Annotated in this window: 15 protein-coding genes, 1 tRNA gene and 1 riboswitch; of the genes, 6 read left to right on the forward strand and 10 right to left on the reverse strand. The window is 56.5% G+C overall.

From position 1 onward, the window contains the following. Window positions 1–4: 4 nt before the first annotated feature. The 3 genes from ON16_RS06400 to ON16_RS06410 form a co-directional block, all read right to left on the reverse strand. On the reverse strand, window positions 5–2005 hold the full coding sequence (locus ON16_RS06400) for a clostripain-related cysteine peptidase (protein WP_040660444.1): 2001 nt from the start codon (window positions 2003–2005) through the stop codon (window positions 5–7). A 98-nt stretch (window positions 2006–2103) separates the two neighbouring features. After that, window positions 2104–4371 carry an Ig-like domain-containing protein gene (locus ON16_RS14960; protein WP_051131581.1) on the reverse strand — a complete coding sequence of 756 codons (2268 nt, stop codon included), beginning with the start codon at window positions 4369–4371 and terminating at the stop codon, window positions 2104–2106. A 44-nt stretch (window positions 4372–4415) separates the two neighbouring features. Further along, window positions 4416–5135: a hypothetical protein gene (locus ON16_RS06410; protein ID WP_040660446.1), complete on the reverse strand. Its 720-nt coding sequence runs from the start codon at window positions 5133–5135 to the stop codon at window positions 4416–4418. Between the two features lie 218 nt (window positions 5136–5353). On the opposite strand from ON16_RS06410, the gene ON16_RS14965 reads away from it, so the two are divergent. The 3 genes from ON16_RS14965 to ON16_RS14970 all read left to right on the forward strand — a co-directional run bounded on the left by ON16_RS14965 (window position 5354) and on the right by ON16_RS14970 (window position 10182). Beyond that, window positions 5354–6814, forward strand: coding sequence for a response regulator (locus ON16_RS14965; protein WP_051131582.1), 1461 nt, complete (start codon window positions 5354–5356; stop codon window positions 6812–6814). Then, window positions 6811–8778, forward strand: a complete 1968-nt coding sequence (locus tag ON16_RS06420) for a sensor histidine kinase (RefSeq protein ID WP_040660448.1) — start codon at window positions 6811–6813, stop codon at window positions 8776–8778. Before ON16_RS14965 ends, ON16_RS06420 begins: the two co-directional genes overlap by 4 nt. A 126-nt stretch (window positions 8779–8904) precedes the next feature. Next, the gene (locus ON16_RS14970) at window positions 8905–10182 is read left to right on the forward strand and encodes a sensor histidine kinase (RefSeq protein WP_051131583.1); all 1278 of its coding nucleotides are present in this window, start codon (window positions 8905–8907) and stop codon (window positions 10180–10182) included. 113 nt (window positions 10183–10295) lie between these two features. Here ON16_RS14970 and ON16_RS06430 read toward each other — a convergent pair whose 3' ends face one another. Then, window positions 10296–12269, reverse strand: coding sequence for a hypothetical protein (locus ON16_RS06430; RefSeq protein WP_040660450.1), 1974 nt, complete (start codon window positions 12267–12269; stop codon window positions 10296–10298). A gap of 250 nt (window positions 12270–12519) precedes the next feature. On the opposite strand from ON16_RS06430, the gene ON16_RS06435 reads away from it, so the two are divergent. Beyond that, window positions 12520–13788, forward strand: a complete 1269-nt coding sequence (locus tag ON16_RS06435; RefSeq protein WP_040660452.1) for a sensor histidine kinase — start codon at window positions 12520–12522, stop codon at window positions 13786–13788. 216 nt (window positions 13789–14004) lie between these two features. Here ON16_RS06435 and ON16_RS06440 read toward each other — a convergent pair whose 3' ends face one another. Together ON16_RS06440 and ON16_RS06445 are read right to left on the reverse strand one after the other, a co-directional pair. Then, on the reverse strand, window positions 14005–15378 hold the full coding sequence (locus ON16_RS06440) for an alanine/glycine:cation symporter family protein (RefSeq protein ID WP_040660454.1): 1374 nt from the start codon (window positions 15376–15378) through the stop codon (window positions 14005–14007). Between the two features lie 110 nt (window positions 15379–15488). Then, window positions 15489–15580: riboswitch (glycine riboswitch) on the reverse strand. 331 nt (window positions 15581–15911) lie between these two features. Beyond that, a complete protein-coding gene (locus ON16_RS06445; RefSeq protein WP_040660456.1) occupies window positions 15912–16436 on the reverse strand; it encodes a GNAT family N-acetyltransferase in 525 nt (174 codons plus the stop codon). Window positions 16437–16930: 494 nt separating this feature from the next. Between ON16_RS06445 and ON16_RS06450 the strand changes: the two genes are divergently transcribed. Beyond that, window positions 16931–18229 carry an FAD-dependent oxidoreductase gene (locus tag ON16_RS06450; protein WP_040660458.1) on the forward strand — a complete coding sequence of 433 codons (1299 nt, stop codon included), beginning with the start codon at window positions 16931–16933 and terminating at the stop codon, window positions 18227–18229. Window positions 18230–18238: 9 nt separating this feature from the next. After that, entirely contained in the window at window positions 18239–20221 is a 1983-nt protein-coding gene (locus ON16_RS06455; RefSeq protein WP_051131584.1) for a thioredoxin domain-containing protein, read from the forward strand. Window positions 20222–20351: 130 nt separating this feature from the next. Here ON16_RS06455 and ON16_RS06460 read toward each other — a convergent pair. From ON16_RS06460 to ON16_RS06475, 4 genes are all read right to left on the reverse strand, one after another. After that, window positions 20352–20438, reverse strand: a tRNA-Leu gene (locus ON16_RS06460). A 69-nt stretch (window positions 20439–20507) separates the two neighbouring features. After that, window positions 20508–22250 (reverse strand): sensor histidine kinase, encoded by a 1743-nt coding sequence (locus ON16_RS14975; RefSeq protein WP_051131585.1) that lies wholly within the window; start codon window positions 22248–22250, stop codon window positions 20508–20510. Continuing rightward, window positions 22247–22927, reverse strand: a complete 681-nt coding sequence (locus ON16_RS06470) for a response regulator transcription factor (RefSeq protein ID WP_040660459.1) — start codon at window positions 22925–22927, stop codon at window positions 22247–22249. Before ON16_RS06470 ends, ON16_RS14975 begins: the two co-directional genes overlap by 4 nt. Before the next feature lie 173 nt (window positions 22928–23100). Beyond that, window positions 23101–24171, reverse strand: a complete 1071-nt coding sequence (locus tag ON16_RS06475) for a putative glycoside hydrolase (RefSeq protein ID WP_040660461.1) — start codon at window positions 24169–24171, stop codon at window positions 23101–23103. Window positions 24172–24182 lie beyond the last annotated feature (11 nt).

Below are 24182 nucleotides of genomic sequence, written 5' to 3' on the forward strand. Positions count from 1 at the left end.
GGCCTTACATAGAAATCGTCATTTCGCCGTTTTCCACGGTGAGCACGGCAAGGTCGCTGGTGTAGACGTTGCCGAAAAGATCGGTCAGCTCATATTCGTAATAGTAGGTTCCGTCGAACAAAACGGCTTCCTCCGCTATGATCGGGCCGCTAACCGTAAAGCCCTCGGCCACAAAGGAAGTGTCCTCGCCGGTATTCAGATCGGCGGCGTCAAACACAAAGTCCACCGTGTCGCCGTCCTGCAGCTTTCTCACGTCCCGGCTTGCCATACCGCTCTGCGCGTCCACGCCGTCCCAAGTGCCGATGACCTCGTACACGCCGCTATCCATATGGTAGAGCAGGCGCAGGTTGGTGTCCTCGCCGTTCACCTGCACGGGGACGGTGTAAAGGATATACTCATCGGTAAAGTTCAGCGCCACCATCATGCAAAGGCAGTCGTTAATGATGGTCCAAGTGTTGCGATAGTTATCCCAGAAGCGGGTTCCCATATCGTCCTGATTCACGTCGAAGTCGCTGCCCAAGTACCACAGCTCCCCATTTTCGTCGTCCTGATAGTAAAGGTTGAAGGCAACCGTGCTGATAATTTCCGCGCCACTGTTCATGGTCAGCAGGACGGATCCATCGTCCGTGAGTTCTGTGGTAAAGTCCACGGTAAAAGCCCCGGAATCCAGCGCCTGCGCGGCTTCCACTTCGTCCACCGCCGTCTGCTCTTCGATGGGAACCACCGCCCCGGTGGGATAGACGGGCTGGGTCAGCGTCACGCCGCTGGGAACTGTCCAGTCATACAATCCCTCTAAAAAGCGCAGGTATTCGCCGCTGGTAGCCGCCAGCGCGGCGTAGCTGTCCAGCTCTCCCTCACCAATGGCAAGAGGTACATAGACAGAAAGGCCGTGGCCCCGCTGCCGTCCCTCGCCAGCCACGGCGTAGGGGACTGCGTCCGCAAGGGCGGCAAGCACCGCGTCTCCCGTTTCGGAGAGCACACCCTCGGCGCAAAGAACCAGATCGCCCAAATCCACCATGTTGGTGTAGCCCTCAGAATCGTTGTTGCCGCCGTAGTTTTCCGCCTTCACGATGGCCTGCGTCAGCGGCTGGAGCTTATCTGTTTCAGCGGTAAAGCCCTTCATTTCCGCCGCCATCGCATCAAAGGCGGCAGTCAGCGTCGGAAGTTTGGAAAGATCCGTTACCGCCAAGGTTGCAAGGCTCTCTGTTCCGTCCGCCGCGCACTTGGCGTAAAAGCCGTCGCAGATGCGGCTACCCACGTCCAACCCGTCGGCGGTGGAATTATCCGCAACGTAGCTCAGCCAGTCGGTGTAGTCCCAGCCGGTCCCGGGTTCCAGCTCCTGAGAGGCCACCATGTACCTTGCGTAAGGCGTCAGCACCGCCGCCGTCTCCATGGTGGACATGAGGCAGGCATCAAAGCCCACCAGTTCAAACTGTACCCCGGCCATGGAAACGCCCTGCGCCAGTTCCTTGAGATCCAGCATGTCTCCGCCGTAGAGCTCGTCTACCGCGATGCCGGCCACGCTGCCGCCGCCGTGGTCCCACAACAATGCCATATACTTGTCGGCGGGATAGGTCTCCGCGCCCCACCGGAGGAAATCTCCCAGCGTTTCCGCCTCGCCCATGTTGGCAAGGCTCTGGCTGTCCACCAGTTCAATATCCCCGGAAACCACCTGCCAGCGCTGAAGCTCCGAGGGGTCGATGGCGTCGATGGCCCATTCCTCCGTGCCGCCGGTCTGGATAAGTACGTTCACGTTTTCCGACTGGGCGGCCTCCGCCATCTCCACCACGTTGATGGAGGCATAACCGCCGTAGGTTTCCAGATCAGTGCCGCAGAGATAGACCAGCACCGTCCATGTATCGCCGTCGGGATTGCTCAGGATCAGATCCGTCTGTCTGGCGCTCTTGGTATCCGGCGGGGAAGACGGCTCCGCCTCGTCGCCGCAGGCAGTGAGGGAAAGCGCCAGCGCGGCGCAGAGCAGGAGGGCGAAAACGCGTTCTTTCATAAGCCCTTGACTCCTTTTTGGGTTTTTAAAAGTTCCCCCGCCCGCACGGGGCGGACGGGGGAAGCATGTTGAATGGATGCAGCCTGTATGGGGAGCGATTACCACGCGGCAGAAACCTGACCGCTGGCATCCATGGTCAGAGTAATGGTGATGCCGGAGGTGCTGTTTTCGCTGAAATTCAGGCCTTGGAAGGTAACCTCTGTCGTTCCGTCACTCACCTTCAAATCCCACTGCAAGGTGTCAGAGGTGATGTTCAGATTCAATCTACCACTCTGATCTTTACCCAGGGTACCCAGAGAAGAACCCCAGTCATTGGAGTTGCTGGGAGAGAAGTAGATGGCGGTAATGTTCACACCGGTGTTGTTCGCAAAGGTGACAGGTACCGTGATGGAAGTGGGCTTGCTGGCCTCCGCCTTGGCGGCTGCAACGGCCTTGTCCAGATCGTTCATCAGACTGTCCAGCGCATCCAGCGCACTGTTGTACTCCTTGATCTGCGCCTCAGTGTACACGCCGGTGCCCTCGCCGAGAACCTTGCTCATGCTATCGAGGCTGGCGGTGATGCTGTTCATATTGCTGACAAAGGAGCTGTCGTTTTTCAACGCCGCAATCTTGTTTAGCTCATCCACCAGCGCATTGTAGCGGATAAGCGCTTTGTTGTAGCGGTCGGTGAGAGCCTTACTGGCTGCGGTGGTGTCCACTGCGGCGGAGGGCTTGGTGGTGCTGAGGATGGGCGTACCGTTGTCGATGTAGGCGTACAGGGAGCCGCCGGAGGTAAAGCTCTTGAAGTTGTAGCCGGAGAAGGTGGCGCTGCTGCCGTCCTTGTAGGTGATGAGGATATCGTAGGTATAATCCGTGCTGGACACGGGGACAAGGATGGTAACACTGGCGTCGGGCTTCACCGTGCCGGAGGTCAGGTTGTTGCCCCAATCCTTGTTCTGGGTGGAGGAGATGCGGATGTCCGTCACGTCCTGCTTGGTGCTGTTATAAAGATTCACCTTTTTGTCGGTGTACTGGTCGGCGGCGGCGGTGGTAACGGTGACCTTGCAGGTAGCGGTCTTGCCGCCGTCCGCAGTCTTAACGGTAATGGTGGCCGTACCCGCCTTCACGCCGGTGACCACGCCGCTGCTGTTTACCGTTGCCACAGCGCTGTTGCCGGAAGACCAGGTGACGCTCTGGTTAGTGGCGGTGGAGGGAGTGATGGTCCCGGTCAGCTGCAGCGTCTTGCCCACCTGAACCGTGGCGGTGGTCTGGTCCAGCTTCACGCTGGTAACGCTCTTTCCGGCGGTGGCGGCGGTGAAGGTAATCAGCGTGTTCTTGGGCGCGTTGCTATGCGCCCAAATGATAACTGTTGTGCCGTTGGCGCTCTTTTCCTCGCAGGCGTTGACCACATAGCTGGTGTTGGCATAGGGACGAATGGTATAGGCCCCGCCGCTCTGCTTGGCTAGCACCCATTTATAGGCGCTGGAGCTGGTGACCAGCTGTGCGCCGTTTTTCACGCTGGAAAGGCTGAGATACTTGCCGTCCTCCGCCTGAATATAGGCGTATCCGGTCTTGTTGGTAACGGTGAAGACCTGCTTGGGCGTGGTGTTGCGCAGTTCCAGCTTGCCGGAGGTAACGCGGATGGCGTTGGCCATGCAGCCCATGGTGTAAGTTCCGTCGGCCAAGGCGGCGGTCGTTGTGGGAGTAGTCGTGGCCGTGCCGCCGACAATGGCCATAGCCTTGTCATACTGCGTCTGGGTCACGGAGCCTTTATTCATCAGCTTGCTCAAAAGGTCATAGTCCTGATTCTTGATATTTGCCCCGATGGAGCCGAAGATGATGTCCACCGCCTCGCCCCGGGTGAAGGGGGAGATAGCCGTGTCGGAGTCCAGAATTCCCTTGCTCACAGCAAAGGTCAGGCTGTTGGACACGGTGAAATCCTTAATGCCAGAGGCGTCGCTATATCCAAGGCCACGCAGGGCAAAGGTGGTCATTTCCTTCATGTTGGCATAGCGGCCAAGGCCGAACTTGTTGTTGCCGATGCCCACGGTGTAGCCCTTTTCCTTGGCGTAGCCGATGTAAGAATAGTAGTAGTTGCCGCTGGGCACGTCGGTATAGGGCTGGGAACCGGTCCACGCCGCGGCTGCGGACTCCTCGCCCAGCATCCGGATCAGGAAAAGCAGGGCGTGTTCACGGGTGGCGCGGTTGTTGAGGCCGAAATTGGTGCCGGTGTCGTCATAACCCTTGAAAAGGCCCAGCGCGGAAAGGGCCTGCGCCTTTGTCTCCCGGGCCGAAGTGGAACCGGCGGCGCTTGCGGGAACCGTCAGCATCCCGAACACCAAAGTAACCGCCAGCAGGATTGATGCAATACGCTTTATTGTTTTCATAGATTTTCCTCCCTATTAAAAATCAACGGGCTTCCCATGGTTGATCAGGCAATGGCTGCGATGTACTCGCCGCTTTCATTGGTGGTCAGCAGAATCTCGGCTCCGGTGTTCACGTCGACATCAGTGAAGTCAATGCCTCTGAATTCGATGGTGTTGCCCTCGGCGTCCGCAGCCAGCAGGTCCCAAGTCAGGGTTTCGGCGGTGATATTCATCGTGGTAGAACCAACTTCGCCGTTAGCCAGAGGCTCAACCAGCAGATTGCCGCCCCAAGACTCATCGCCGGAAGGGGACATGGCCACGCCGTACAAATCCGCGCCGGTGTCGTTGCCCAGCTGCATGGTGATACTTACCACGGTCTGACCGGCATAGTTGTCAACCATGGCCTGCAAATTGGCGGTAAATTCCCGGTTGTCATCAATGACCCGCTGCAGCTGCACCAGCTTTTCGTCGCTGAGCTGCCCGCCCTGATTTAAAATGTCGGTCACGCTGTTGATCGAATCCGTCACCTGATTCACCATGGACGTAACCTCTTCCATCGCCATGAGATCATCAGACTGCTCCAGCTGCCCCAGAACGGCGTTGTAATCGTCTACCATTAGGTTGTAATCGTCAATCATGGCGGTCTGTTCGGCGGAGATCTCTCCACCGTCGGTCACGCTGGAGGAGGCGGAGGCAGGCTCCGAGGCGGGGGCGTCTCCGCCGCAGGCGGCGAGAGACAGGGCCAGCATAGCGGCCAGTGCAAGGGCAAACATTCTTTTCTTCATGTTAATTTCTCCTTTTCTCTGTTCAACTTCTCTGTCCGGGTTTGATTGTTCTCACGGAGGTTTTCCGTTGACAGGAGCATAACAAAAAAGAGGGCGTTTGGATCGTCCTTTGCGCGAACGGTAGCTAAAAGTGCCTGAACTGTCATTTCGTAAGGTTTTCAATTTGGCGGGCATATGCTATACTAAAAATAAATTTTTATGGCGAAAGGGGGGGAACTATGCGTCTTGCCATCTGCGACGACGAAGCGCGGGAGCTGGAGCGGCTTTGCGCTCTGCTTCAGGAATATGAAATCAGCCGGGGTGCAGAGCTCTCCGTCTGCTCCTTTCAAAGTGCTGTGGATCTTTTGAACGGCATGAAGGGCGGCGAATACGATCTGCTCCTGCTGGACGTGCTGATGCCGGGCTTTGGCGGTATTCAGGCCGCCCGGGAACTGCGGGAGCTGGACAAGTCCGTGCGTATTCTGTTTCTCACCGCCTCGCCGGAATATGCGGTGGAGAGCTACGCGGTGGGCGCGTATCACTACCTTTTAAAACCCGCCACAGCCAAAACACTTTTTCCGCTGCTGGACAAGGTGCGCGCGGAACTGAACGTGCAGGAGGAGGAATTCCTGTTGCTCAAGGGCCGGGAGGGCCTTCTCCGCGTCCCCTTTTCCCGGCTGGAGTATGTGGAGGTTATGAACAAGACGGTATCCTTCCATCTGGCCGACGGCAGCGTGCGGGAGCTGAACGCGTCCTTGTCCGATTTTGAAGCAGAGCTGCTGTCCCATCCTCAGTTTTTAAAGGTTCACCGCTCTTATCTCATTAATCTCCGCCAACTCCAGTCTGTCACCGCCAAGGGGGCCGTCACCAAAACGGGGCACACCGTGCCCATCGCCCGCACGCTGTACGCCGCCGTGAAGGATGCGTATCTGCAAATGCTGTTTCAGCCCCGCCCAACCGCACCGACCCCAGCCGCCGCGCCGGAAGCCGCACCGAAAGCCGTCCGAACGGATGGGCTGTGGCACATTCTGCTGGTGGATGACGAACCGGGCGATCTTTTCGTCTGGTCGGAGCATCTGCGGGAGCGGGGCTGCGTGGTGGAAACGGCCCAAACCGGCGCGGAAGCCCTCCAGCGCGCCGCCTCCAGCTTTTTTGACTGCGTGCTGCTGGACGTGTCTCTTCCCGGTGAGGACGGCTTTTCCCTGTGCCAGCGCCTGCGGGAGCAAATTGGCGCTCCGGTGATTTTTTTGAGCTGCCGCACCGATGCGGACAGTCAGGTCCGGGGCTTTTCCTCCGGCGGCGTGGACTACATCACAAAGGACAGCCCCGCAGACCTTTTCTGGGCCAAGGTGGAAACCCGCATCCGGCTTGCCCGTTCAGGCAGAACACAGCTTTCGTTTGCGCCCCTGCTCTTGGATCTTTCCCGGCGCAAAGCGACGCTTGACGGGGAGGAACTGATTTTGACCCCCACGGAATTCGACCTTCTCTGGCTGCTGGCGGAACACACGCCCAAGGTCTACACGCCGGAGGAGTTGTATCATGCGGTCTGGGGCTCCCGCCAGTGGGATGGGGGACAGACGGTGCAGGTTCACATGTCCCGGTTGCGGCGAAAGCTGGAAAAAGCGTATTCCCGCCACTATTTTCTGGAAACGGTCTGGGGGCAGGGTTACCTCTTCGTGCCGGAGGAGACAAAGACTTGACCGAAAAAGAAGGGAGCGGAAGTGTGAAGCGGACAAAGGGAGTTTGGAGCCTTTTGGCCCTGTGCGCCGCGCTATGCGGCCTGTTTGTCCTGCTCTTTTTCGCGGATAATAAATATGAGACGCCGCCGCCTTATGGCCGCGGCGGCGTGTTTGCGCTGAAGGAAGCCGATCTGGCTGGCAGCCGGGCGGTCTTTCTCATCGACGGGTGGCTGCTGCGCAACGACCGCGCGGAAGACCTGCCCACTTGGATCGGGGAATTTTCCAACCTCCAGCGGGGAAACGCATTGATCTCCCCCCACGGAACGGCCTTCTATACCCTAAAACTGCGCTACACCGGCGCTCCCATCACCGTAGCGGCGGCGTTTCCCGAGCTGTTTTCCGACTACACCGTCTCGCTGGACGGCACGGTCCTGGCCAGAGGGCAGGGAAACGGAGAGATCGTCTTTTCCCTGTCCCAAGGCGAGCATGTCTTAACGGTGGAAACCGTCTCCCGATTCGGCTATTACAGCGGCATGTACTACCCGCCCGCGCTGGGTACGCCCGACACGCTCTCGTCCATCCGCAACGCGCGGAGCCTTGCCTATGCGCTGGCGTTTCTTGTGCCGCTGGCGCTGGCTCTGTTTACCCTGCTGCTGTGGCGGTCGGGCGGAGCCATGAGCCGGTGGTTCGCGCTGCTGTGCTGTTTTTACGCGCTCTATGTGTCGTGGTATTTTGTGCAGCTGTTTCACCTGCCGGTTGCACCCTATTGGTTCTTGGCGGAAAATCTGGCGCTCTACGGCCTGTGCTTCTGCGTCGTACGCCTGACCGCTCTCGCCTCCGGCGGGGAGCGCGGGGGCGCAATTCGCTGCGCGGGGGCGGTCATGCTGGCGCTTCCCGCTATACTTCTGGCGCTGTGTCTGCTGATTCCCATCTTACCGTGGGCCGCAATTGCCCACGGGCTTTTCACCAATTTCTACTATGTTGTCACATTTGCCTACGCGCTTTATTTCACCGTGCGCGGCAGCTTGGGCCAAAGCTGGGAGCGCCGCTGGACGGCGGCAGGCTGCGCCGTGTTCGGCGCGGGGCTGGTGTGCAACCTCTTTTTCTCTAACCGCTTTGAGCCTATCCGCTTTTTCTGGCAGTTTGAGTGGTGCGGTCTTTTACTGGCGGCGCTGTTCGGCGGGATGATGGCGGCGCGCAACCGGCGTATCCTGCTGGAAAACGCGGCGCTGACACAGCGCTTGGAGCAGCTTGTGGAACAGCGCACGGAGGCGCTGGGCCGGGTGCTGGAAGAGCGCAAAGCCTTTTTCTCCGACATGGCCCACGACTTGAAAGCCCCCGTATTCGCCACCCAGTCCTTCATCGCCGCCATCCGGGAGGGCGGGATAGGCGTGGACAGCGAGCTTTCCCGCTATCTCGCTCTGGCGGAGGACAAGCAGCGGGAGATGGCCCGGCGGCTGCAGGGGCTCTCTGCCCTGAATGCGCTGGATCAAATCCGGGGCAGCCTTGAAAAAGTGTCCATCCGCGCGCTCTTTCAGGATGTTTACGCCACCCACCGGGGGGAGGCGGAGGTGGCAGGCGTCCACCTTGTGGTGGAGGAACCGGCGGAAGACGGCTGCATACTGGCCCAGACGGAAAAGCTGGAGCTTCTCTTTGAAAACCTGATCTACAACGCCCTGCGGGCCACGCCGGCTCAAGGGCGCATCACCCTTTCCGCCGCACTGGGAGAGGACACAATCACCATCACCGTATCCGACACCGGCTGCGGCATTTCACCGGAGGAACTGCCCTTCATTTTCCGGCGTTTTTACGTGGGTGCGCGAAACAAGGAGATTGGCACCGGACTGGGGCTTTACATTGTCAACACCATTGCAGAAGAACTGGGCGGAAGGATTTCCGCAACCTCAAAGCCGGGAGCGGGAACCGCTTTTCGGCTGGAGTTTCCCCTTTTTAAAGAGCACAAAGAGGCGGACAGCGGGCAATAAACCCGGCTGTCCGCCTTTTATTTCAAACAAATCCGCATTTCGCGCCGTTTCAGCTACCATTGAGGCAAAATACCCGCGCTTCCCAGCTTTCTTTGCTATACTTTTTCACAGAGGGAGGGATGACGTATGCAGCTTGGGGAGCTGGCGGCAGTGGTCCTGCAAACTTTTTTAATGGTCTTATTTGTGGCTGTTTTAACGCCTCTGCGTCTCCCGGAGAAAAGGACGGCAGTGATTTCGCTGGGTCTTGCGCTGGCGCTGTGCGCCTTGGCAGGCTTTCTTTTCGCATGGCGAGGACTTGTCTTCCTGACAACCTACGGCTTTTTATTTGTCAGTCCGCTGCTCTTTATCGCGTTCCGCCTGTTTTCCAGTGTCGGTGGAATCCGGTATCTCTTCGTGGTGCTGACGGCATTTTTGTTCCATCAAATGCTCCGTACGCTTCTGTCCGCTTTTCGCATTTGGGCCGGGGGCAGCTTTACGATGCTGTATTTGCTCTTGAATCTGCTGGTATTTGGGCTGCTGCTGACCGGAGGCATTGCCATTCGGCGTGATTTTCATAAAATTGTACTGGCCTATCGGTACGAATTCATTTGCCTGACTCCCATTTTTGCGCTGCTGCTGGGAATGTCGCTGCTTTTTTCTCCCGTGGGGCAGAAGCGGGGGAAGCTGGACCCGGATTTGCTGCTCATCACGCTGGGGCTTGACCTGCTGACAATACTGTTCTATCTCTATGTGGGCGTGAGCTTTCACAGCCTCGGCAAGCTCTGCGACGATACCCGGGAGGCCACCGCTCTGCGCTTGCAGATGCAGGAGACGCAGGAGCATATTGCCCTGCTGCGCACCGCGCAGGAACGGGCCGCCTTCTACCGCCACGATCTGCGTCACCACGTCACCCTCATCCGCGCCTTTTTGGATAACGGAGAAACAGACCAGCTGCGCAGCTATCTGGACGATATCCAAACGGAGCTGGACGGCGATACACCGGAGCGCTTCTGCCAAAATGAAGCGGCGAACCTTCTGCTGTTCTCCTTTATGGCTAAAGCGGCGGAAGCAGGCGTTCGGCTGCTTGCCGACGCGCAGATTCCGCACTCCCTGCCCATCGGAACTCCCGCGCTGTGCACCTTGCTGTCCAACGCGCTGGAAAACGCCGTCACCGCAGCGGCACAAACAGGGGTAGGCGCGGAAAAAGAGGTGCATCTGACGACGCGGCTGGAGGATGGAAAACTGCTGTTGCTGGTGGAAAACCCCTATATGGGAGAGGTGCGGCTGGAAAACGGTTTGCCCCGAAGCAATCGCCCCGGCCACGGCTTGGGCATTTCCAGTATGGAAAGCATCGTCAAAAAGTACGGCGGGCTTTCCTCCTACCAAGCAAGAGACGGACGTTTTACGGTGCGGATTGTGATCTGAGCGAACTAAAAACGATCAGGGAAGCGGCGCGTTATAACGCGCCGCTCCCTTGCTTGTTATTTCATTTTTCCCGCCGCAGCCAGAGCCGTCTCGCGGCTGGGGGAACGCCGCCGTTATCGGCGCAGCAGCCCGCGCAACGCCCGCAGCAGCTTTGCAAGACCTCCGGCGCCAGCGGAGGTTCCTGCGGCGGACGCGGCAGATGCAGTGGCCGCGCTCACTGCCGCAGCAGAGCCGCCTCCCAGCAAAACCACCGCAACGACGGTCGCCGCCGGGGTGATGGAGGCGCTTGCCCGCTCCGGTTTTTCTTCGGCGCTTTGAACGACCGCGGCCGCCGGGGCCGCTTCCTCGTCAGATTCCTGCGTCCCGTCTGTCATCGCGGGCGGAATGGGTGCAGGCTCTGCCGGTTTTATCAAGGCGGCCAGCGTCTCTGGCAACGGCGCGGGCGTTGTCCCCGCGTGCTTTTCCACTGAGGAGTCTGCTTGGGCGGTCGGTTTTTCCTCCCGAAGCGACGTTTGTTCCACCGCTGGTACCTCTGCGGGAGGGGGAGCCGCCGGTTCCTGAACAACTGGATCTGGGGTTGGAACTGGAGCTGGAATCGGGGATTCCTCCGCCGGGGATGTTTCTTCCGAAAGGCCGGGGCGTTGACCGCCGCTTCCGGCGCTGTCTTCGCCGCTGTTGTTGGAGCCTGCGTTGCCCTTGTTGCCGCCGCCGCCGTTGTCATCCACGTCCGGCGTGGGAACATATTGATACGTGCCCGGCCAGACGGCAGGCTGTGTATAGCCGTCCAGTGCGCCGTCAAAGATCCGGATACGCACGTAAAAGCCCTCCAACACTCCGTCTGCAAGCTCTTTCATGGGGGATTGGTCTTCGGTAAAGCCGGTGGGTGCAGAAAAAGTTTTCTGCTTTGGCGCTTGGTTGACCGTCTCGTCGTCAAGAGCAAGCCTCTCTCCCGCCAGCCAGGTTTCACCGCCGTCCAGTGAGTATTCCCCCTGATAGGCCTCAGCCCCGCTGGGCTTTGTCATGGAGAAGCAAAGGCCCTGTCCCTCCCGTTCCAGCTGGAACTGCGAGGCGGTCTGCTCCACCACGGTGACGACAAGATTGAGCGCTGTTTCCACCCGCTTTGGCGTATAGGTATAGCTGCTCTGATTGATGGTGGCTGTTGCAAAGGGCGGCGGCGTACAAACGGCGGCATTCGCCGCGGTCGTTTCACCCGGCGCATCCGTGCGGATTTCCGTCAAATCCCATGTCACCGCACAGCGCACTGCGTCCACTGGGAACGGATAGCCGGTAGACGCGTCGATCTGCGACTCCAGTTCCAGCGTTTCGGGCAGAAGCGCCCGAAGCTCCGCTTCGCTGGCCCCCTGTCTGACGGTAACGCAGTATTGATTTGGACCGCGAAAGCTGACCCGCATGGAGCCGGGATAGCGCAGCGGATAGACGGTAAAGCCCTCCGGCAGGGGCTGCGGCATTCCGTCTGCTCGCTCCAGCAGGGCGGCGGCGGTGTCTCCCTCGTAAGGCCCGCCCATAATATGAAGCCGCACATAGAACCGATCAATTGTGCCGTCCAAAAAGCTCTTGTACGGTTCGTCCTCAGGTGCAAAGCAGGTACGGCTTAAAGTTCCGCCGCCCAACTTGACCCAGTCCCTGCTCTCCGCCATCTCCGGATTCTCCGCACAGGGGTGAAAATAAGTAACGCCGTCTAACGAGTAGTAGGGAAGCGCGGACTGCGCCTGCAAATCCCGCAGATCGTCTATTCCCGACAGCACACCCATCAGAACCTGTCCCTGTCCGGCCCGCTCCTCCGACAGAGAAAAGCACAGGTCTGCGGCGCTGGGTTTGTTCGCGTCCGGTTCCAGAATGGATGGCTGATTTTGTCCCGGGGGCGTTTCGGTCCGTTCTTCATCCGGCGGCGTTTCAGACGAGTCTGCATCCGGCGGCGTTTCGGGCAGCCCTTTATCTGGCAGCGTTTCGCCGCTGGGGTCCTCGGTCTGAACCGAAGGCGGCTCCGGGGATGGCTCGACGCCCTCGGCATAGACAGGAAGGGCCAGTGTGATGGCCAGCAGCAGCGTCAGCACCGCCGCCAGCATTCGTTTTCTCCCTCTAATCGTTCTTCGCCTCCTTCGGCTTATCCTCTCTTAGATCATACCGTAGGCGCAAAGCCCCGCGGCAGAAACTGTACAGATTTTGTCAAACATTTGCTTGTTGATAATTGTACCATACGGAACGGCGTTTGAAAATGCCCAGCCGAAAAAGGGTGGCCGTGATTTTTACAATTTCGTTTGAATCCCCATTTTAAGCACCTGTTCTGCTATAATTAAAAAAAAGGAGTGACGGGCTATGCTGGAGACGCTTGGGATTGTAAATTATGGGCTGCTGCTGCTATTCGGGGTCTTTTTAAGTCTCCATTTCGCGGGCGTGGAGCAGAGCGGTTCCACTTGGCTCCGGACGCTTCTGCTGGCGGTTTTCTGCATCGCGGCCCAGTTGGTCAGCTGGATTCTTCTGGGGCTGGACGCCACTTTCAAGCTCTATCCTCTGATCGTCCATCTGCCGCTGACGCTCTATCTCATGTTTGTTTGCAAGCGTCCGCCTCTGCTTTCGCTGGTCAGCGTCTTCACTGCCTACCTCTGCTGTCAGTTTTCCAACTGGTTCGGTACGCTGGCGCTTTACCTTTTCGACAGCAAGTTCGCCTACTACGCGGCAAACGCCCTTCTGCTCATTCCGCTCTACGTCGTGCTGCGGCGCTTTGCCGCACCCGCCCTTTGCCAGCTGATGAGTTTGTCCAGACGATCTCTGCTTTTCTTTGGCATCGTTCCCATAGGCTACTATCTCTTTGACTACGCCGCCACGGTCTATACCGAGGCGCTGTACAGCGGGGCGCGGGTGGTTGTGGAGTTTATGCCCAGCATGGTGTGCCTGTGCTATGTGGCCTTTGCCGTTCTCTACTGCGGAGAGCTGTGCCGCCGGGGCGACAGCGAACAGGAGAAGCGGCTTTTATCCTTGCAGCTTAAAGCGTCCCGCCAGCACATGGACGAGCTGAAGCTGGCGCAGGAGCAGGCGCGGTATTACCGTCATGACATCCGCCATCATCTGGCGCTCATCAGCGCCTATCTGGCGGCCGGAGAGACGGAGCAGCTGCGGGAATATCTGCTGGACGTGCAAAAGGATGTGGCGGCCATTACGCCCGTTCGCTACTGCGAAAATGAAACGGTCAATCTCATTCTATCCTCCTTCTCCGGGAAAGCAAAGGCTCGGGGTGTGCGCTTGGATGTGGACGCCGCGCTTCCGTCCGCCCTCCCCATCGGAGACACGGAACTGTGCGCTCTGCTGTCCAATGCGCTGGAAAATGCGCTCCCCGCCGCAGGGGCGGTGGAGGATGGGCGAGAAAAAGCAGTGCGCATGGAATGCCGCGCGCAGGCGGGCAAGCTGCTGCTTTTGGTGGAAAACCCCTATGCGGGAGAGGTTCGGCTGGAAAACGGACTGCCCGTAGCCCGTCGGGCCGGACACGGCTTCGGCGTGAAGAGCATGGCGTCCATCGTGGAGCGTCACGGCGGCTTATGTTCCTTTTCGGCGGAGAACGGGGTGTTCACTCTGCGCATCGTGCTGTGAGCTGCGGAGCAGTGGACAATCCTGCCCCGGTGCAAGAAAAAGGATCGCTTCGCAGGTATCACGCCTGCAAAGCGATCCTTCCCTTTATTCTATTCGCGGCCTCGCAAAGCCAATCTTTTGACGGGCGTTTTCAAAGCCCTGCGCGATCCTTATAAATTCCCGGACTCTATATAAGGCAATCCCGCACAATGACCGTAATAGACCAAAGCAGGCAAATCACCGCGGCTCTTTCAAACGTTCGCCGGAATTCCAATCCTGATAGCTCCTTGCCACAACACCGCTGAGAGCCAGCAGGGCAATCAGGTTGGGCAGAACCATCAGTCCGTTGAACATATCGCTCAGATTCCACACCAGATCCACCTTCAAGGCGGAGCCGATCACGATGAATACCACCACTACGCAGGCATAGACCTTCACCATTTTGTTGCCGAACAGGGCCTTTACGTTCGTCTCGCCGAAGTAGTACCAGCCCACGATGGTGGAAAAAGCGAAGAACAGCAGGCACACGGCAATGAAGATATTGCCGAAGGAACCCAGCGCCGCGTTGAAGGACGCCTGCGCCAGCTCAATGCTGGTAAGGCCGCTGTCCCACATACCGGAGGAGATGATGACAAGCGCGGTGAGAGTGAGAATGATGAAGGTGTCGATAAACACACCGATCATGGCCACCACACCCTGCTCGTGGGGATGATTCACCTTGGCGACCGCGTGGGCGTGGGGCGTGGAGCCCATACCGGCCTCGTTGGAAAAAAGGCCGCGAGCCACGCCGTACCGCATGGCTTTTTGCACGGTGACGCCGATAATGCCTCCGGCGATGGACTGCGGTGCAAAGGCTGAGACGAAGATCAGGCGGAACGCTTCCATAAACGTGGAGTGGTTGATGCACAGCACCACCACGCACCCGATGATGTACAGGCCGGCCATAATGGGCACCACCTTTTCCGTGACGGAGGCGATGCGGCTGATGCCGCCCACAAAGATAAAGAACGCCACCGCCGCGATCACAACGCCCACCACCACGGGGGAAACGCCAAAGGCAGTTTTAAACGCCGTACCGATGGAGTTGGACTGGACCATGTTGCCCATCAGTCCCAGTGCCAGAATGATCGCAATGGAGAAGAAACCGGACAGAAACGCACCGACTTTCCCCTTGAATGCGGCGCGGATATAAAACGCGGGTCCGCCCACGGTGACGCCCTTTTCATCGGTGGTTTTATACTTCTGGGCCACGGTGGCTTCCGCATAGATGGTGGACATGCCAAAGAACGCGGAAACCCACATCCAGAAGATGGCCCCCGGACCGCCGGAGGCGATGGCGGAAGCCGCGCCCGCGATGTTGCCGGTGCCCACTTGGGCGGCGATTGCCGTGGCCAGTGCCTGGAAGGAACTCATGCCTTCCTTGTCGGCCTTTGCCCCGTTGAGGGACAGCCCGGCAAACATTCTCCGAAAGCCCTCGCCAAAGTGCGTAATCTGAACAAATTTCAGGCGAAACGTGAAGAATACGCCTGTACCGCACAGAGCAAACAACAAAATGTTTTTATCCCACAGTACCCCGTTGACATTTGCCACAATGGCGCTGATCGTGTCCATACTCGATTTCCCCTTTTCCTCTTTTACTTTTCGGGCGAAAAAAAGAGAGCTGTCCCCAAAAAAGGGCAGCTCTGAAGAAAGGGCAGAATACACCCGCGTCCGGGCGTTTATCCATATCCTCTGTCCTTTTGCCTGAGAGTTTCGGCGTTTTCACACCTTGCACCTTCGGCACCCATTTCTGAGATTCTCCAGAGTTCCATCACCAGCCTGTTCTGCGCGCGCAGTTCAGGGCAGCTTTCGGGGTTGATTCTCTTATTCACCTGATTGACCCCAGTATACGAAATATTTTTAAAGCAGTCAACAAAAATACCGCCGCTTTTTGTGCAAAATATCATACACTTTCGAATGTGCCCTATGACACAATTTCATGGAGCCTAAGTTTTTATCCTTTTTTTGCAAGTTGTTCCTGTCGTTGCTTGTTTTATATCTCCCGCGGCATCCGCAAAAGGGCGCATGAGCGCTGCGAAGTCCGCGGCCTTGTCTGCAAAAGGGCGATCCGTCCTCTTTCAGCCCGCTACCGGCGGACGAAAGAGTTATCCACACAGCAGATGGTTTAAGTAATCCTCTGCGGTCGTGCTGAAATAATGCAGCTTTTCTCCCCGATACTCACAGGTCAGCCCGCAGGAACGAACGGAATTGATGGAGCGTTTATTCTCCACACGGATTTTTGCTACAACCTTTTGGGCGCGCCATTCCAAAAACGCGGTGCCTAGGGCGGCGCGAATTGCGCTGCATCCATAGCCATTTCCCCAGAGGCCTTCTTCGCCGATGGCAAAGACAATTTCATAGCATCCCTTTGTGCCCTGTTCCTTCAGCTTGACAAAGCCGATTGCCGGTCCGGTATCTTCACAGATCAGGAAAAACCGACCGTAACGGTTGAATTGGAGAGAGAGGAGTGGTTCGGGAACCTCTCGCAGCATGGCGGACAACTCGTCGGCAATCTCCTCATCCTCATTGAGATATCGGGTAATATGGGGATTTTCCATCCAGCGGATCAACTGTGTCACGTCACATGTACGGATCTCCGGGCGCAAAAAAATAGAAGCGGCTTTCTTCATACGCTTACCTCACAGTAAAAATACTAAAAAGCCCTTCTATGCGTACTGCATGGACGGTTCTTTTTTATTAAGTTGTCTTGATTATAACATACGGCGCTATATCTGTCAAGGCATCCGGCTTTTCAGAAATTCGTGCCGCTGCTTTTTGAAGAGGAATCGCGGTGGTTCGTGTCGAATCGGCCGCTTTCCCGCTCACCCAGCACATACGGTAAAAGCCGCCCAGATATCCGCAGCTCACGGACAGGCAAAGTGTTTTCCTTTTTTAGCGTTGGAGTAAGCATATTCCATTTCTTACTGTTCCATTCTTCTTTCCCTCCTATCAAATTCCGATTATTCCTTGTTGTTTTTATCGCAGTATACATCTGTATAAAACGCAAGAACGCTTGCAAAGAACCTGCATCCTGTGTTTCAATACCAAGCTCTTCTTTTCCCCGCAGAATAGCGTCTGCTCTACAAGAAATAATATCTGCAAATGCGTTATGCGGAGGTAGATCATGACTTCATTGTGGGAACAAACCGCAACTTGCCCGAAATTCAGAAGTTTGAATGGAAATAAAAATACAAACATCCTGATTATCGGCGGTGGAATGGCAGGAATCTTATGTGCGTATATGCTGCATCAGGCAGGCGTGGATTACATGCTTGTGGAGGCGGAGACGATCTGCAATGGCATTACAAAAAACACAACTGCAAAAATCACTTCTCAGCACGGACTGATTTATGATAAACTGATCCATCAGTTTGGTGCGGAAAAGGCGAAACAATATCTGCGCGCAAACGAAGAGGCTCTGCAAAAATATCGTGAACTCAGCAGAGATATTGACTGCAGCTTTGAAGAAAAGGACGCCTATGTCTATTCACTGGATAATCGCAGCAAAATTGAGAAAGAAATAGCCGCGCTTGAAAAGCTGGGATTGCACCCCGAATTTTCAGAGCAGCTTCCGCTTTCTTTTGGCGTGGCGGGCGCCGCAAAAATCGAGCATCAAGCGCAGTTCAACCCGCTGAAATTCATCGCAGCCATTTCGTCGGACCTGCATATTTACGAGCATACGGCGGTGCGGGAGCTGGTCGGCACAACAGCGGTGACCGATTCCGGGAAAATCGCTGCAAAGAACGTGATTGTGGCAACTCATTTTCCATTCCTCAATAAACACGGCAGCTATTTTCTTAAAATGTATCAGCATCGTTCCTATGTGATCGCACTGGAGAACGCGCCGAATGTGAACGGCATGTATGTGGACGAGGCGCAGAAGGGAATGTCCTTTCGGAATTATGGAAATCTTCTGTTGGTCGGCGGCGGCGACCACCGCACGGGAAAAAAGGGCGGCAACTGGCGGGAACTGCGTGAGTTTGCCGCCCGGTATTACCCGAACGCGAAAGAAACATATCACTGGGCAACGCAGGACTGCATGACGCTGGACGGCATTCCCTATATCGGGCCTTACTCCGCCGGCACAAAGGATCTATATGTTGCCACGGGCTTTAACAAATGGGGGATGACTTCATCTATGGCTGCGGCGCGAATTTTATGCGACATGGTGCAGGGCAGAGAAAACCCTTGTGCCGAGGTGTTCTCCCCATCAAGAACCATTTTGCGCCCGCAGTTGGCTGTCAACGCATTTGAGGCCGTGGCCACGCTTTTAACGCCCACGTCAAAGCGCTGTCCCCATCTCGGCTGCGCACTGAAATGGAACCCGGTTGAGCATACGTGGGACTGTCCCTGCCATGGCTCGCGGTTCACCAAGGACGGCCGTCTGATTGACAACCCGGCGGCGGGAGATCTGAAAAAGTGAGGGATTTTAATGAGGAATCATTTGCAGGGGCAGACAAGCCCCTATCTCCTGCAACACGCCGAAACCCCGGTGGATTGGTATCCATGGGGGCAGGCGGCCTTTGAAAAGGCGGCAGCGGAAGATAAGCCTGTTTTTCTCAGCATTGGTTACAGCACCTGCCACTGGTGCCATGTGATGGCACACGAAAGTTTTGAGGATCAAGAAATTGCGGAAATCCTGAATCAATTCTTCGTGTCAATCAAGGTGGACAAGGAAGAGCGCCCCGACATCGACAGCATCTACATGGCTGTCTGTCAGGCGTTTACCGGCGGTGGCGGCTGGCCCACGAGCATTTTTATGACAGCCGGACAAAAGCCTTTTTTTGCCGGAACCTATTTCCCGAAAACGGCGCGGTACGGCTCCATAGGTCTTAAAGAGCTTCTCTTGGCGGTGCAGGACAAATGGCAGAATGACCGCAAGGCCCTGCTGCATTCGGCAAATGAGATCGTGGACATGATAAACAACCGCCAGCCGCACCCATCCGATACAGATGAAACATTGCCGGAACGGGCAGTGGAACTGTATCAACAGAGCTTTGATGAACGCTGGGGCGGATTTGGACCCGCGCCAAAATTTCCCACGCCTCACAATCTGCTGTTTTTGATGCAGCACGCGCAAAAGCACCACGACGGCAACGCCTTGCAAATGGCGGAGAAGACACTGCGTCAAATGTATCGCGGGGGAATCTTCGATCATATTGGCTACGGATTTTGCCGCTATTCCACGGATGCGTATTATCTCGTTCCTCATTTTGAAAAGATGCTGTACGACAACGCGCTTCTAATCCTCGCTTACTGCCGCGCATACGAGATGACGGGTCAGCCGCTTTATCGGCAGGTAGCAGAGAAAACCGCATCCTACCTTCTGTCCGAAATGACTTCAGCCGACGGGGGATTTTACAGCGCGCAGGACGCGGACAGCGACGGCGAGGAAGGAAAATACTACGTCTTCACGCCGGAGGAAATCCGGAATGTCCTTGGCGACGGTGGCGGGGCGGCATTCAGCGCGTACTACGGGATTACGGATCGCGGCAATTTTGAGGGAAAAAGCATTCCAAACCTTCTCCACGCAGCGGACTTCACGGACCAATTCGACAAACACCTGCCTGCGCTCCGCCATTACCGCAAAACCCGCACCGCACTCCACACGGATGATAAAATCCTGACCTCTTGGAATTCCCTGATGATTGCGGCGCTGTGTTTTCTGTACAGGATCAGCCAAAACAGCGCGTATTTACAGGCGGCGAAGCGAACGCGGCAATTCATCGAGAAAAATCTCTGCGATGGCGACGCGCTCCATGTGAGCTGGCGAAACGGACAACGAAATGAAAACGGCTTTTTGGATGATTATGCGTGCTATATTTTTGCACTGCTGTCCTTGTATGACGTTTCTTTTGACCGGGCATATCTTTTCCGTGCGGAAGAATTGACTCAAAAGGCAATCCGGACTTTTTTCGATCATAAGTCCGGCGGTTTTTATCTTTCCGGCAAGGAAAATGAAACATTAATTTTCCGTCCGAAGGAAAGCTATGACGGCGCTGTTCCCAGCGGCAATTCGCTGATGGCTTATAACCTCGTGCGGCTGAACCATCTGGATTTAGATGAAAAAACCAATGAAATTCTGCAAAAACAGCTTCATTTTATGTCGGGCGAAGCAAAAGAGTACCCCGCCGGATACGCCATGTTCTTGATGGCGCTGTCTGATTATCTTGAACCGCCGGAGATCATCACAGTTGCCCGGAGCCATGAAGACGACGACTTAAAAGAACTTCCTTTTGTCGTCTCTTCTTCCAGCATTGTCCGCATTTCAGATGCGGAGGATGGCAGGTATCCGCTGCTCAACGGTCAAACTGCTTTTTACGTCTGCCAGAATCACAGCTGTCTTCCTCCAGTCACGAAACAGGACTTTTATGAAAAGTATCGAGTAACGCGCGAAGGGGAGCCCTTGATTTGAAACCCGGAGAACGCACGATCAAGTAGCTTTGCATTCACAGCGGCAAGTTTTTGTGCGTGTGCAAACGGCCCCTCTGCACTTGTGAGAGCATCAAAAAAGAAGAACACCCCGTTGGGGTGTTCTTCTCGGTTGGTGCCGGTGGCCGGACTCGAACCGGCACGCTGTCGCCAGCGGTGGATTTTGAGTCCACTACGTCTACCAATTCCATCACACCGGCAGGTGCAACGGAAGTATTATACTATACTACTTTCAAGATTTCAAGGGGTTTCCGCAGAAAATCATATAGTTACAGCGTAACCGTAAAACAGGCCCAGCGTCCCGGCTCACTTTCTGCCGTAATTTTCCCCTTGTGGGCGGCAACAATCGTCTTTGCAATGGCAAGACCCAGCCCGTTGCCCTCTTTTTCCCGGCTGTGGGCCTCATCTGCCCGGTAAAACCGCTCAAAAATATGGGACAGGTCCTTCTGCTCAATTCCCGCGCCGGTATTGTGGACCCGCAGGACCTTTTTCTCGCCCTTTGCAAGAAGGGAAATGGTCACTGTTCCGCCGTCGTTGGCATATTTCATGGCGTTGTCGAGCAAAATGACCGTCATCTGCTTGAGCATTTCTTCGTCGCCGCTGTACCGAATTTCCGGCGTAATATCGGTTATCAGCGTTTTTCCGCTCTCAAATGCCATGCTTTCAAAGGGCAGCGTCACGCTGAGGAGCGCTCTGCTCAGGTCGAAGGGCTGCTTTTCAATCTGGTGGCCCGTCCGGTCCATCCGGGCCAGCGTCAGCAAATTCTTCACCAGCTGGTCTGTGCGTTGAACTTCGGACTGAATGTAGCCCAGCCAGCGGTTCTCTCCGATTTCTCCTGCCAACACCTCACTGTTGGCGGAGATCACGGCAAGAGGCGTCTTCAGCTCATGGCTGGCGTCCCAGACGAACTGCTTTTGCTTGTCAAAGGACTCCTGCACCGGCTTGGTCATCCGCCGAATCAGCACCACCGCCCCGGCGCTCATTAACAAATAGGCGGCAAGGCCCACCAGACTGGAGATCGTCAGGAGCTGCCGTGCGCTCTCGATTTCCATCTGTCCGTCCAACACGACCAACAGCGTTCCATAAGGCCGCTTTCCCATCATGAAGAACTGGTTGTCCACCCGGCCGGAATCCGCTCCCAGTTCCAAAACCTGCGCTACGCTCTCCGCGATCTGCTGATCGGAGTAAAGCTCCGGCCGATCACTGAACCAGCTGAGTACGCTGCCCGATTTGTCCAGCCGCACCGTGTAGAAATTGGACAGATTCGCCTGCGAAAGCATCTGCTGTGGGTGCTGAATCTTTCCGTTTTGAAGCGTTTGGTCTGCGGCGCCCCCGGCAGCCGCCGTGCCGTTTGGAGCAACAAATGGCTTTGTCTGCTCTCCGCTGGCGGCGCTCCCGTTTTCCACAACCGACTGGGAATTGCCCGCAGGCGGGGCAGGGGATACCGTGTTGAGAGAGACACCGGCTTCGCTTGCCCCGCCCTCATCATCCTCGGCATCATTTTCAGACGCGTCCTCGGCGTCGGACTCCACCCCACTGCCGTCGTCTGTGTTGGAATCGCTCTCGTCCGTCTCAGAGCCGCTCTGACGCTCTATTGCATAGTTCTCCACGTCTGAATCGCTCTCCACAGCGTCGTCGTTGTTTGCCTCGGCATCGTTTTTCGCCGAAGCCGCGACTTTCTCGTCCGGCGTTTCCTCTTTGGGAGCGTTGCTTTCCACCTCGGCGTTAGCGGCTTCATCATCCGCATCTTCCTCTTGGGAGACATCGCCCTTCGCAGCGTCGTCTGTCTCTTCGCTGGGCGGAGGAGCCAGCAGATTGTGAGTCTGCCCTCCCTGTGTCTGGAAGGTGGGTCGCTGTCCATCACCGGCAAGAAGCGTTTGCAGGGAAGTATGGGATTCCCGCTCAAGACGGTTCCAATTGGCATAGTTGATGGCAAAGACTGTTCCGCCAAAAGCCAGCAGCAGCACCAGCAGTACCAACAGCGTGAATTTCTGCCGCAGCTTTTGGATCATACCGTATCCTCCAGAGAATATCCAAGACCGCGGGCCGCCTTGATTTTAATTTGGGAGCCAACAAAGGTCAATTTCTTGCGGATAAAGGAGAGATAAACCTCCAAATTATTATACTCCGATTCGTTGTCAAAGCCCCATACCCGCTCAATCAGTGTTTCCTTGGATAAGATTTGACCCGGATTGCGAAACAGCAGCTCTAGTAGCTGCAATTCCTTGGCCCCCAGCTTCACGGACTGGCCCGTCTCCCGGCACAGGAGTTTTCCCTCCCGGCTTAAAAGCTGCGCGTCTCCGAAAACCATCTCCTCCATGGGCACGGACTCCCGCCGCCTGGTAATCGTCCGCAGACACGCCAACAGTTCCGCCATTTGAAACGGCTTGGGAAGATAGTAGTCCGCACCGCCATCCAAGCCACGAAGCCGGTCTTCCAGATCGCCCCGGGCCGTGAGCATCATCACCGGGGTCGTGACACCGGCGGCGCGCAATTCCTCTAAAATGGAAAAGCCGTTTTTTCCCGGCAGCATCACATCCAGCACAATGGCGTCATAAATTCCGGACATTCCGTTGTCCAGCCCCTCCGGTCCGGTATAGACTGGGTCCACCGTGAAATGCTCTCGCTTCAACACCTGACAGATGGCTGCGGAGAGACTTTTCTCGTCTTCCACCAGTAAAATACGCACACGAATCCCTCCCCAATCTTTCAATGATTTCATTTTACCAAAGTTGCTTGAAAAAGTCTTGAAAAGTACGAAAAAGTTCTTATAATTTGGAATTGCTTTTTCAATGATTTTTGTTTTATCCAGTAAAAGCAAACCGCAGAGACGGCTGTGCCGTCTCTGCGGTTTGTTTGGGATCACGTCGCAATTAAATAGGACTCGCTGGAGATTCCATCCAGTCCGGTCAGAACCGGGATAAACTCCGTATCCTTGCTGACGGCGGCCATTTTTGCTTTCAGCAGATCCAAAGCGCTGGGATCTCCTTCTGCATCGGCATAGACTCGATCCACCTGAGGGACGATACCCGCCAGAGACTGTCCGGAATCGCTGACCGCCGTCTCCCCAGCGGTAATCAAATTGGAAGGCAGCTGAATGGAGAGCTTCACGCCATACTGCGCCAAAGCCGTTTTCATCTGCGTCAGGAAGAAGGTTATTTCCTCCTGCAAGCTGTTTGGCAAACCGGTGGCCACCGCGCCATAGTCAATTTTATTCAGCTTTCCAACCGATGGGTAGCTGACGTCTGTCAGCAAAATTTCGTCAAACCCCGCCGCCGCGCAAGCGGAGGCCAGATCAATGAGATATTGCCGGGCCGCCGGCTTGGCAGGGTCCAGCCAGCGGTCGTTGTTCCCGTCATAGAAAATATATCCGCCGGTGTTTTTAAGGCCCATACCCTCCAAATCACCGCTGGAAGCAATGGGGTCCCGGAAGCAGGCAATCTTGGCAACCGTATAGACGCTGTCGTCCTTGAGCATGTCGCCCACGGCCGCGCCCGCGCCCTCCACAGTCTTCACGGCTGCCGCCGGGGCGGCTTGATTGTCCACATACACGAAGCCATCCGTATCCTTCACGGTGTAGACCGCCGCATGATACGTTCCGCCCGCGCTGGCCGCGGTCCACGCACTGCGCCAGTCGGTCAGCGGGCCAACGGGCAGCGCAACAGCCTGAAACGCGGTCTGCTCCGGTTCTTCAATAATCAGATTCGCGTCGCCTGAACCATCTGCCGGGGCGCTCTGCGAGCTGTCCGGCTGCTTCTCCGAAAACTGTGGCAGATCCAGACGGGGACGACCGGAATCATCATAGACCACATATTTTTGCATCCGGATTACCACCAGCGCCCCTATGATCACCAGCACCAGCAGCACTGCCACCACGATTTTCCATTTGGAACCCTTTCCGTGATAGCTGCTGTATCCTTTCGGACCTGCCATAGCGTCCCTCC

The organism is Oscillibacter ruminantium GH1 (assembly GCF_000307265.1).
In the GTDB taxonomy this organism is placed as follows: Bacteria; Bacillota; Clostridia; order Oscillospirales; family Oscillospiraceae; genus Oscillibacter; species Oscillibacter ruminantium.